We start from the raw sequence: 10,428 nt of genomic DNA, 5'->3' as shown, positions 1-10,428 counted from the left end.
AGCGGCATCGCAACATCCCTTCTTGCCGGACTGGCAGGTGGGATCATCGTGTCCTCACGCATGAAGGTCCTCGGCACCGGCGTCATGGTAGCCTTGGCCTTGATCCCTGCCATGGCGCTTGTCGGCATGGGCTTGGCGACAGGACTTCCGCATCTGATCCTCGGCGGAGCGTCGCGGTGGGTGGCGGAGGTACTCTGCGTCCTGGTGAGCGGCGGCTTGATCATCCTCCTCAAACGCAAGCTCATGTATCGCCGTGTTTCTGACTGATGGCGTCATCAGGCTGAGATCTTTTTCGCGGCATGAAAACCTATCGGTGATGGCGCAGGCCATGATTGACCGCCGTGCTATACTATTCGTGCCGGGGGGCGCTGAAGAAGTCGCCTTCCTTCATGCAGTGAGAAAGGGACCTGGCTTTGGTGGGACGTGAAAGGGAGCTATGGCTCTGCCTTTCTGGAGGCAACGCTCTCGGGGCCTATCATGCTGGCGCCTACGACGCGCTCTCGGCTGCGGGAGCGGCACCTATCCGCATCGCTGGCGCCTCCGTAGGCGCAATCATGGGCGCGATCATCGCGGGAAACGCACCGGAAGACCGCGTGGACCGCCTGCGCCAGTTTTGGGGTCACGCGGCTCAGTATGAGACTGCGCTCCCCATGGCCGGCGCTTTTTCTAGCCATCGTGCAGGGGAGTGGCTGTCGTTGTTGCAGACGCTTGCCTACGGGCGGACCGGCCTCTTTCACCGGACCCTCCCGAGCCTGCTGCCACTTTTGCCGGGCACCCGCTCTTCGGCATACCTGTTCGATACCTCCCCGCTCCGTAAGACGCTAAGTGAACTCGTCGACTTCGGTCGGCTCTCAGATGGCCCCGTGCGGCTTCTTGCAACTGCCGTAGACCTGGAAACAGGCGAGGACGTCACGTTCGACAGCCATTCGGGTGGGATAGAACTCGATCATCTGATGGCGAGTGCAGCCTTTCCCATCGCCTTCCCGCCGGTCAAAGTTGATGGACGTCTCTGCGTCGATGCCGGCGTCTCCGCCAACCTACCGATTGCGCCATTGTTTGCGTCCAACGATGCAGATGATGTGCTTTGCCTGGCGTTCGATCTAGTACCGGCTCGTGGCAGGGCACCAGACTCTCTCGATGACGCCGTGAAACGGGCGCAGGACCTGATCTTCGCGTCACAGAGCCGACATGCCTTGCAGGCTATCACAAGTTCGGCGACATCGGATTCATCGGCAAAGGCAGCGATTGTGCATATTTCCTATGATGGAAACGATCAGGAGATCGGCGGCAAATCTCTAGAGTTCTCTGCGCAATCCATTCGGCGTCGCTGGGCGGCAGGGAAAGCAGAGACCGAGAAGGTTCTCGCCCGATGGGCAGAGTTGAATCAGGGGGACGGCCTTTCGATCTTCCGTTTACAGGACGACCAAGTGAAGCGCCTGCGATGGGACAGTCCTCGTGGAGCGGCTAGCCCCACTTAGGCAGCGATCACGCTGCAGCGCGCTTTACCGTCTGTTACAGGTCGTTGTGAGGTCTGCTTTCGGCAAGTTTCAGAGCTAGTCTCCATGACTGACATGGCGGCGCGAAACGGCCGCAGCGGCACGCTTGATCGAACCGCGGACGATCAACCTGTCCGAAAGCTGGAGGAGTTGCGGCCTCCGGCCTATATCCGGTCTGAGGAAATGCAGCAGGGAAGAGTGAGCCCCCCATGAGCGTTGCCTTCGTCAAGGAAGAGAGTGCGGAAACGGCGGCGGAGACGTTGTTGCCGGACCGGCCGGTCTCGCCGCATCCGAACCTCGTGACGGAGGCGGGGCTGGAGGCGTTGACGCGGCAGCTGGAGGAGGCGCGCGAGGCTTATGGGGCGGCGAGTGCCATCGAGGACGTCAATGAGCGGCGGCGGCAGGCGGCGGGGCCTTTGCGGGATCTTCGCTATTTCACCGAGCGTGTGCGTTCGGCGCAGGTCGTGCCCGAGCCGTTGGCGTCGGAGGTCGTGGCCTTCGGCAGCACGGTGACCTTTTCGCGCGAGGACGGGCGGGTGCAGCGCTACCGGATCGTCGGCGAGGACGAGGCCGATCCCAAGGCGGGCACGATTTCCTATGTGTCTCCCGTCGCCCGGCAGCTGATGGGAAAGCGGGTGGGGGAGGTCGTTTCGGTCGCGGGGCAGGAGCTGGAGCTTGTTGTGATTTCCTGAGACGAGGCGGTGATGCGGTGACCCGGTGACGCCGGCGAGGCTGGAGTGGCGACGCTACAGCATCTTGGCGAGCATGGCGGCCAGTTGATCCTGGGAATAGGGCTTTGCCAGCCTCGCCACGTCGATTTCCACGCCCGACGGCAGGTCGGCATAGCCGGAGGCGAGCAGGATCGGCAGCCCCGGCAGACGATCCCGGGCGGCCTTCGCCAGTTCCGCGCCGGTCATGCCGGGCATGGAATAATCGGTGATCAGGAGGTCGAAGGTGGCGCCGCCATCGATCAGGGCGAGCGCCTCCTTCCCGGAATGGGCTTCCGTCACCTCGTGGCCGAGGTCGCTCAGCATGTCGGCCGAGCTCATCGCTATGAGCACGTCGTCGTCGACCAGCAGGATCCGCTTCGGCCCGGCATCGTCGCGCGGTCCGGCGGGGGCGACATCCGGCTCCTTGTCCTCGATCTGCGTGGTCGACACGGGGATCCAGAGCTCCGCCGTGGTCCCTTGGCCCGGCGCGCTTTTCAGCGTCAAACGACCATCCAGCTGCAGCGCCAGCCCGTGCACCATGGACAGGCCGAGGCCGGTGCCCTTGCCGAGTTCCTTGGTGGAAAAGAAGGGCTCGATCGCCTTCTGCAGCGTTTGCGCATCCATGCCCAGGCCCTGGTCGATGACCGAGAGAACGACATAGCGGCCAGGTGCCAGCGTCTCCGAGTCCGCCGGCTGGTCCGTATCCTTCAGCTCGATGCGGATCGTTCCGCCGTCCGGCATCGCGTCGCGGGCGTTGACCGCGAGGTTGAGGAGCGCGAGTTCCACCTGGTTGGCATCGGCCGACACGGGCGGAAGACGCTCGGGCACGGCCAGTTCGATGGTGATGCGGGGCCCCACCGAGTGCTGCAAAAGGTCCTCCATCTCCGTCACGAGGCCGGCGAGATCGACTGCGCCCACGTGAAGGTCCTGCCTGCGGGCAAAGGCCAGCAGCCGCTGGGTGAGCGAGGCGCCGCGCTGGGCGCCCTGGAGCGCGCCATCGATCAGCCGGGTCGCCTTCACGTCGCCGGCCACATGCTTGCGCAGCAGTTCCAGATTGCCGAGGACTGCCATGAGGAGGTTGTTGAAGTCGTGCGCCACCCCGCCGGTCAGCTGGCCGATCGCCTCCATCTTCTGCGCCTGGCGAAGCTGCTCCTCCGCCCGTTCCCGCTGGCTGACCTCGGCCAGCACGAGCCTGTGGGCCTCCTGCAGCTCGCGCGTCCGCTCGGCCACGCGCTCTTCCAGCATCTCGTTGAGATGCCGCTGCTGTTCTTCGGCCTGCAGCCGATCGGTGATGTCGGCCGAAACGCCCACGAGCTTGATCGGATGTCCGGTCCGGTCGCGGTAAAGCTGCGCCCGGATCTCGGCGCCGTGGACCGAGCCGTCCGGCCAGACGGTCCGGTAGGCGATGGCGTAGTCGGCTCCGGTCTCGATCGTGTTGCGCACCGCGTCTTTCATGCGCGCCACGTCGTCCGGATGGATGGCCTGCAACAGGTCATCATAAGTGAAGTCATCGTCGGGTCCGCGGCCGAAGATGGCCCGGCAGGTGGCCGAGGTGGTCAGGATGTTGGTGGTGAGATCGAGCTCCCACGTCCCGAGGCGGCCCGCCGCCAGCGCCGTTTGCAGGCGACGTTCCCCTTCGTCCAGGGCCTCCATGCGGGCGCTCGCCTCGTATTGCCGGCGTCGTGCCCGCATGGCGGAACGGCCGACACTGATGAAGGTCGTCGGGTGGAAGGGCCGCTCGATGAAGCTCACGTTGCCGAGGACGTCCGAAAGCCGCGCGGCGGCGGGGTTGCGCTCGGGGCCGCCGCCGCGGGCCGTTAGGATGATGAACGGAAGGTCGGACCAGCTCGGCTGCGTCTCGATCCAGGAAACGAGCGGACGCAGGTCGGCAGAGCGCAGCGCCTCTTCCGTCATCACTGCGAAGGCGACGTTCTCGCTGAGGTCCGCCACCAGGGCCTCCAGCGTCGGGGCAATCTTAGCCCGCAGCTCCGCTTCCTGCAGCAAGGTAGCAGCGATCTGCGCGTCGCGGCCGAGCGGAGCGTGGATCAGGCCAAACACATCGCGATCAGGAATTGGTGCCATCCTCGCCGAATTGTTGCAAAAGGGGTTGGCGGTCTCCCACGAAAACAGGGACGCCACGCAGGATCCCCTGGAATCCGGAAAGCGGTTCGCCGAGCGTCAGCCCCTTTGAGCCGATCTTGTATTCGCGGATCGTATCCTCGTGCTGCCCCATGCGCTTCTTGATTACCGAGATGGCCCGGCGAACCCGACCATCCGCCTCGAAGTAGCGCAGCAGGATAACGATATCGGCAAGGTAGGTCACATCCACCGGCGACTTCATGTCGCCGACCAGACCGTGCTGCGCAACCGTGATGAAGGTGTTGGCACCCTGCCTGTTCAGATACTGCAACAGTTCGTGCATGTGCAGGATGAGGGCGTTCTCCTCCGGCATGGAAGCCTGGTAGCCGTTGATGCTGTCAATGACGACGGTCTTGGCATCGAAGCTGGCGACCCTGTCGCGGACGCGCTGGGCAAACTCGCCGGGCGAGAGTTCGGCAGCGTCGAGTTGCTCGATGTGGATCAGGCCCTTGTCGCGCAGGGCTTCAAGATCGAGCTCCATCTGCTTCGTGCGAGCAAACAGCAGCCCCAGTTCCTCGTCGAAAACGAAGATCGCGGCGCGTTCTCCGCGTCGGGTCGCGGCTTCAACGAACTGGAGGGCAAAGAGGCTCTTTCCGGTGCCGGCCGGGCCGATCAGGAGCGTGCTGGAGCCACGCGCGATGCCGCCGCCCAGAAGGTCGTCGAACTCGCTGATGCCGCTCGTCAGCACGGACCGCTCGAACGTCAAGCGGTGTTCCAGGGCGCGCAGCCGCGGGAAGACCGCCACGCCGCCGGTCTTGATGATGAAATCATGATAGCCCCCGCGAAAGGCCTGGCCTCGGTACTTGAGAACCCGGAGCCGGCGACGCTCGGATCCGTACCCGGGAGCGAGCTGCTCGAGATGGATGACGCCGTGCACGACACTGTGGACGGTCTTGTCCGTGGCATCGGATGTCATGTCGTCCAGCAGCAGCACGGTCGCGTCCGAGCGCGAGAAAAAGTGCTTCAGCGCGAGGATCTGGCGGCGGTAGCGCAAAGAGCTCTGGGCCAAGAGCCGAATTTCGGACAGGCTGTCGATCACCACCCGGTGGGGCTTTACGCGCTCGAACGCTTCGAAGATAAGCCTGGTTGTTTCGCCGAGCTCAAGGTCGGAAGAGTACAGGAGGCTCTGCTGCTGTTCGGCGTCCAGTAGGCTTTCAGGCGGAACGAGCTCGAAGATCTCGATCTGGTCACCGATGTCCTTCCCGTGCGAGAGGGCACTGTCCCGCAGTTCTTCCTCGGTTTCCGAAAGGGTGATGTACAGACAGCGCTCGCCGATGCTGGCTCCTTCCAAGAGGAACTGCAAGGCGACCGTCGTTTTGCCGGAGCCGGGCGCCCCTTCGAGCAGAAAGACATGCCGGCGCGAGAGTCCGCCGGACAATATGTCGTCCAGTCCCTCCACGCCGGTCTTTGCTTTTGCACTTGAACTGTCTGTCATACTTCCTCCATGGCGGCCTCTGAATTAGAGTAGCTGCACTGGTTTTGGTAGAAGGAAGACGCGAAATCGACAGGATTCGTTCCGCGAGGCCGTGCCTTGGGCAGGCGCGACAACAGCCGGCATGGCCTGGATGGAGGCGCAAAGCTGTGGCCTCAGTCGCCGGAGCAAGACCGGCACTTTCGTCCGACCCTAGATCCCTGAGCCATCCAGTTCCTCTTCGTCCTGGCCCTCCCAGGCCGACGGCAGGAGGAGCGGCCCGTCATTGGCCGATGGCATAGGCATCCAGCATTTCAGTTCCGGTTCGGCATATTCGATGACCCGGCCGGGGGCGGAGTCGGAGGATCGCCAGGCATCTCCGCCGGACTGATCGGCTTTGGCCCAATAAACAAGATCGACAGCGCCCGGCCCCTGCTCGGAGGGGCGGATGGTGACGAGGATGCGGCTGCCATCCTTCGGTGCGGATCGCATCTGACGCCAGCGGCCCGGTTCTTCCATGAATGTCTCCTTGTGCGACGATGGCGGAGTTTCGCCTCGTGTGCGGCTTCGGTCAACGCGTCTGCCATGTGAAATATCCCGATCCGCCTCTGGTGCTCCTCGCCCGAAGGCTTTAGCTTCCGGCTTTCCCTTGTTCTCTTAATTGTTTGAGGCGTGTCATGGCCGAGCCTTCCCTGTTAGCCCGTCTTGTTGCCCTTGTGGGCGATGTCACCGTTGCCGTCCGTCATTCCCGCGATGGGGCGCGCGCGCCGGTCTACGGCACCGCGCCGGCCATTCCGGAGGCCAAGCCTCAAGGCAAGCTGCCGACCCTGAAGATGCCGACGGCGAAGGGCTGGGAGGGCGACCACAAGCCGACCGCCGCACCGGGGTTGAAGGTCAACGCCTTTGCGCGTGGGCTCGTGCATCCGCGCAACATGCATGTGCTGCCGAACGGCGACGTGCTGGTGGCCGAATCGATGAGCGAGCCGGACAAGCCGGGCGGCTTGTTCGACCATGCGATGACTGCAACGATGAAGCGCGCGCGGGCAGCCGGCGACAGTCCCAACCGGGTGACGCTGCTGCGCGATGCGGACGGCGACGGCGTGGCGGAGGAAAGCTATGCCTATATCGAGAACGTGCGCCAGCCCTTCGGCATCGCGCTGGTCGGCGACACGCTCTATGTCGGGGCGAGTGACGCGCTGCTCGCCTATCCTCACGAGCCAGGCGCAACGAAGATCACCCAGCCCGGCCGCAAGCTGATGGATCTCATTCCCGGCGGGCACTGGACGCGCAACCTGATCGCCAGCAAGGACGGCACCAAGCTTTATGTGGCGGTGGGTTCGCTCAGCAACATCGCCGAGGCCGGCATGGCGGTGGAGGAAAACCGCGCCTGCATCCACGAATACGACATCGCCTCCGGGCGGTCGCGCGTCTTTGCCGGCGGCCTTCGCAATCCGGTCGGCATGGCCTGGGAGCCGTCGCGGGACATGCTCTGGACGGTGGTCAACGAGCGCGACGGGCTGGGCGACGAGACGCCGCCCGATTATCTCACCTCGGTGGTGGACGGCGGCTTCTATGGCTGGCCCTTCTGCTACTGGGACCGGGTTGTGGACGACCGGGTGCCGCAGGATCCGGCCAAGGTCGCCTCGGCCCTACAGCCCGATTATGCGCTTGGCGGCCACACCGCCTCGCTCGGGCTCTGCTGGCTGCCGGAAGGGACGCTGCCCGGCTTTCCGGCCGGCATGGCGATCGGCCAGCACGGCTCGTGGAACCGCTCCAAGCTTTCCGGCTACAAGCTCGCCTTCGTGGCCTTCGAGAACGGCAAGCCGATCGGCATGCCGCGCGAGATCCTCACCGGCTTCCTGTCGCCGGACGAGAAGCATTCCTATGGGCGGCCGGTCGGGGTAGCGCTTGCCGCCGATGGCGCGGTGCTGATGGCCGATGATGTGGGTGATGTCATCTGGCGAGTCACCGGCGCGTGACATGGCGATCGGTCAGGCCAAGGGCCTGACCGTGTCCGCTTGACTCTATGCGCCTTCGAACCTCACCGTGACGCCGCGCTGGCGAAAATAGGCCTGCATCAGCTTGCGGCCAGAGCGGTTGCTCTGCGCGAGTTTGGCCGGGTCGAAGACGGCTTCCTTCTGGCCTTCGCGGGCAAGGGCTGCCTTCAGCGTCGCGATATGCATGTCCAGATCGGCATTGTCGTCTGCCAGCGATTGATAGATGCGGTCGGTGGCCTCGGCCACGGTCAGTTCGGTCACCGTGATACTCCTGTTGGTGTCGTGTGGCGGGCGCTTATCATGTTTTCGCCGGTTGCCATACGGGAAGGGCGATCGACGATCAGCGGAGGAGGCCGTCGAGGTCGAAATCGTCCCAGCCGGCGAGCGGCGGAGCCTCGTTCTTGGTGTTGCCCGCGGTGTCGGCTTTGTCCTTGCCCTTCTTCAGCGAGCGGGTGAGCTTGGCCTTGTAGGCGGCGCGCCGCCGGTTCTCGGCCGCCGTTTCCTTGTCGTGCTCGCGCCACTCGTCGACGGTGCCGTGGTCGAGCAGGTCCTTGACCAGCTTGGGATCGAAGACGTGGAAGGTGATCTGGCGGGCGCGGCCGCGCAGCTTGACAGTGCGGGTGCCGGCGCTTTCGAGGCGTCCGTCCTCCAGCCAGCGGTGGCGCTCGGTGGTGGAGATCGACAGGATGTCCTGGATCTCGCGGGGGATGACCGGGAGGTCTTCGATGTCGTCGAGCGCCTTGGAGACGCTTTCGGCGGTGCGGCGGAATTCAGCCTCGGCGTCCTCGGGCATGGAGAGCGTCAGGGTGGCGACGGTGTAGTCGAGAGACTTGCGCACGGAAACCGGCAGGCGGGCGCGGATTTCGAGGAGGATCCCCTTGGCGCGGACGAGCGACCCGAAGGTTGCCGCCGCCGGCAGGTTCCAGGTTTCGGTGAGCGCCGGGATGTCGGTGTTTTTCTTGCTCTTTGCCATCGCGGCAGCATGTGGCAATCGCGACGACCGGCGTCAATGGAGGAGGGGCCGCCCCGGGGCCTTGCCGGCACCGGAGCGGGAGGTCGTCGTGATCAGATGCCGAGGCCGCCGGCCATGGTAAGCTGCTGGCCGTTGATATAGCCGGCGTGCGGGCCGGCGAGGAAGGCGATGGTTTCGGAAACCTCCTCCAGCGTGGCGATGCGGCGGATCGGGTGCATGTCGAGGATGGCGTCGCGGTTCGGCAGTTCGCCGGAGACATCTGCCGCCATGTCGGTCGGCATGATGCCGGGCTGGATGACATTGACGGTGATGTTGCGCGGACCGAGTTCGCGGGCAATGCCCTTTGCATAGCCGGCCAGCGCCCATTTGGTGCCGGTGTAATCGGCGACGCCGGGGAAGACGACGTGGGAGCCGAGGGCGGAGCCGACGAAGATGATCCGGCCGCCATCCGACAGCCTCGGAGCCGCGGCGCGGGTATTTGCGATGGTGCCGAGCACGTTCACCTGCCACTGACGGTTATAGTGATCCCAGTCGAGCGACGGGTCGTCAACCATCTGGCCCTGGATGGCGATGCCGGCATTGTTGACGAGGATGTCGAGGCGGCCGGACTCGGCAAGCACGGCGTCGATGAGTGGGCGCGCGGAGGAGAGGTCGGCCTGATCGCTCTTGACGGCGATGGCGCGGGCACCTTTCGCCTTCAGCTTTTCGACCACGGCATTCGCCTTGTCGGCGGAGGCGGCATAGCTGATAGCGACGTCGGCGCCATGATTGGCCAGCGTTTCGGCAGTGGCTGCGCCGAGGCCGCGCGAGCCGCCGGTGACGAGGGCGACCTTGCCCTGGAGGAACTGGGATGTGTCTGACATGGGAGTGCCTTTTCTACAAATGGATTGAGCGGCGCGGAGAAGATGCGCCAATTAACGTAACGTCCATTACGATAACGAGCGGTATGATATTTGACCTTGGGCGTCAAGCGGTTTAATAATGGTCGTTATGAAACAGCGTGGATGGATCTGATGGGACGCCATCGGGAATTTGACGTCGAACAGGCCCTGGACGCGGCTCTCTGTGTCTTCTGGCGCAAGGGGTACGAAGGTGCGTCCTATGCGGATCTGACGGCGGCGGCGGGCGTCGAGCGGCCGGCGCTTTATTCTGCCTTCGGCAATAAGGAAGAGCTCTTCCGCAAGGCCTTGCAGCGCTATTACGAGCGGTTCCTGCACTATATGCCGGAGGCGCTGATGCTGCCGACGTCACGCGAGGTGGCTGCGCATATCCTTTACGGTGCTGTCGACCTCAACACGCGCTTCGACGATCACCGCGGCTGCCTTTACATCAATGGCGTTCTCGCCGGTTCGGACGAGGCCGAGCCGGTGCGTCAGGTGCTGATCGAGGGCCGTGCCATCGCGGAGCGCGAAATCCGCGAACGCTTCGAGCGTGCCAAGGCGGAGGGAGACCTGCCCGAAAGCGCCAGGCCCGATGCGCTGGCCGCATTCCTGATGGCGGTCACGCATGGGATTGCAGTGCAGGCCAAGGCCGGCTTCAGCCGCCAGACCCTGGAGGGGGTCGCTGAGCAGGCGCTGATGAGTTGGCCAAGCGCAGACAGCGGGCAGGGCGTTTGAAACGTTCGGCGAGCGATGATCCCCACGATGCCGATGCGGTGCGGTGTCCCGGTCGGGGCCGTTTCCTGGCTGGGGTGAAAGGCGCG

General features: G+C 64.5%; 11 protein-coding genes. 5 read left to right on the top strand and 6 right to left on the bottom strand.

Annotation, left to right across the window (positions count from 1 at the left end):
- The 3 genes from LXM96_RS19455 to greA all read left to right on the top strand — a co-directional run.
- On the top strand, positions 1–267 hold a 267-nt coding region (locus LXM96_RS19455; RefSeq protein WP_240000227.1), incomplete at its 5' end, for a DUF389 domain-containing protein.
- A gap of 149 nt (positions 268–416) precedes the next feature.
- Positions 417–1,478 (top strand): patatin-like phospholipase family protein, encoded by a 1,062-nt coding sequence (locus LXM96_RS19450; RefSeq protein ID WP_240000226.1) that lies wholly within the window; start codon positions 417–419, stop codon positions 1,476–1,478.
- A gap of 227 nt (positions 1,479–1,705) precedes the next feature.
- Positions 1,706–2,188 carry a transcription elongation factor GreA gene (gene greA / locus LXM96_RS19445; RefSeq protein WP_240000225.1) on the top strand — a complete coding sequence of 161 codons (483 nt, stop codon included), beginning with the start codon at positions 1,706–1,708 and terminating at the stop codon, positions 2,186–2,188.
- Between the two features lie 54 nt (positions 2,189–2,242).
- Here greA and LXM96_RS19440 read toward each other — a convergent pair whose 3' ends face one another.
- The 3 genes from LXM96_RS19440 to LXM96_RS19430 form a co-directional block, all read right to left on the bottom strand.
- Complete coding sequence (locus LXM96_RS19440) at positions 2,243–4,288, bottom strand: hybrid sensor histidine kinase/response regulator (RefSeq protein WP_240000228.1); 2,046 nt, start codon at positions 4,286–4,288, stop codon at positions 2,243–2,245.
- Positions 4,272–5,780, bottom strand: a complete 1,509-nt coding sequence (locus tag LXM96_RS19435; RefSeq protein WP_240000224.1) for an ATPase domain-containing protein — start codon at positions 5,778–5,780, stop codon at positions 4,272–4,274. Before LXM96_RS19435 ends, LXM96_RS19440 begins: the two co-directional genes overlap by 17 nt.
- Before the next feature lie 189 nt (positions 5,781–5,969).
- Complete coding sequence (locus LXM96_RS19430; RefSeq protein ID WP_240000223.1) at positions 5,970–6,275, bottom strand: hypothetical protein; 306 nt, start codon at positions 6,273–6,275, stop codon at positions 5,970–5,972.
- Positions 6,276–6,433: 158 nt separating this feature from the next.
- Between LXM96_RS19430 and LXM96_RS19425 the strand changes: the two genes are divergently transcribed.
- A complete protein-coding gene (locus LXM96_RS19425; RefSeq protein ID WP_240000222.1) occupies positions 6,434–7,735 on the top strand; it encodes a PQQ-dependent sugar dehydrogenase in 1,302 nt (433 codons plus the stop codon).
- A 45-nt stretch (positions 7,736–7,780) separates the two neighbouring features.
- On the opposite strand, the gene LXM96_RS19420 is transcribed toward LXM96_RS19425, so the two are convergent.
- From LXM96_RS19420 to LXM96_RS19410, 3 genes are all read right to left on the bottom strand, one after another.
- Entirely contained in the window at positions 7,781–8,014 is a 234-nt protein-coding gene (locus tag LXM96_RS19420) for a hypothetical protein (protein ID WP_240000221.1), read from the bottom strand.
- Positions 8,015–8,093: 79 nt separating this feature from the next.
- On the bottom strand, positions 8,094–8,726 hold the full coding sequence (locus LXM96_RS19415; RefSeq protein ID WP_240000220.1) for a hypothetical protein: 633 nt from the start codon (positions 8,724–8,726) through the stop codon (positions 8,094–8,096).
- Between the two features lie 92 nt (positions 8,727–8,818).
- Positions 8,819–9,589 (bottom strand): SDR family NAD(P)-dependent oxidoreductase, encoded by a 771-nt coding sequence (locus tag LXM96_RS19410; RefSeq protein ID WP_240000219.1) that lies wholly within the window; start codon positions 9,587–9,589, stop codon positions 8,819–8,821.
- A gap of 150 nt (positions 9,590–9,739) precedes the next feature.
- On the opposite strand from LXM96_RS19410, the gene LXM96_RS19405 reads away from it, so the two are divergent.
- Positions 9,740–10,342 carry a TetR/AcrR family transcriptional regulator gene (locus LXM96_RS19405; protein ID WP_240000218.1) on the top strand — a complete coding sequence of 201 codons (603 nt, stop codon included), beginning with the start codon at positions 9,740–9,742 and terminating at the stop codon, positions 10,340–10,342.
- Positions 10,343–10,428: the final 86 nt, after the last annotated feature.

Origin of the sequence: Rhizobium halophilum (assembly GCF_021648825.1) — a bacterium.
Taxonomy (GTDB): Bacteria; Pseudomonadota; Alphaproteobacteria; order Rhizobiales; family Rhizobiaceae; genus Neorhizobium; species Neorhizobium halophilum.
The sequence above is the reverse complement of the archived record's forward strand: the minus strand, read 5'-3'. Positions and strand labels throughout refer to the sequence as shown.

Bases quoted from the DNA above. Each gene is read 5' to 3' on its own strand.
- LXM96_RS19435 (WP_240000224.1), bottom strand. From the start codon at position 5,780: ATGACAGACAGTTCAAGTGCAAAAGCAAAGACCGGCGTGGAGGGACTG.
- LXM96_RS19410 (WP_240000219.1), bottom strand. From the start codon at position 9,589: ATGTCAGACACATCCCAGTTCCTCCAGGGCAAGGTCGCCCTCGTCACC.
- LXM96_RS19430 (WP_240000223.1), bottom strand. From the start codon at position 6,275: ATGGAAGAACCGGGCCGCTGGCGTCAGATGCGATCCGCACCGAAGGAT.
- greA (WP_240000225.1), top strand. From the start codon at position 1,706: ATGAGCGTTGCCTTCGTCAAGGAAGAGAGTGCGGAAACGGCGGCGGAG.
- LXM96_RS19440 (WP_240000228.1), bottom strand. From the start codon at position 4,288: ATGGCACCAATTCCTGATCGCGATGTGTTTGGCCTGATCCACGCTCCG.
- LXM96_RS19415 (WP_240000220.1), bottom strand. From the start codon at position 8,726: ATGGCAAAGAGCAAGAAAAACACCGACATCCCGGCGCTCACCGAAACC.
- LXM96_RS19425 (WP_240000222.1), top strand. From the start codon at position 6,434: ATGGCCGAGCCTTCCCTGTTAGCCCGTCTTGTTGCCCTTGTGGGCGAT.
- LXM96_RS19405 (WP_240000218.1), top strand. From the start codon at position 9,740: ATGGGACGCCATCGGGAATTTGACGTCGAACAGGCCCTGGACGCGGCT.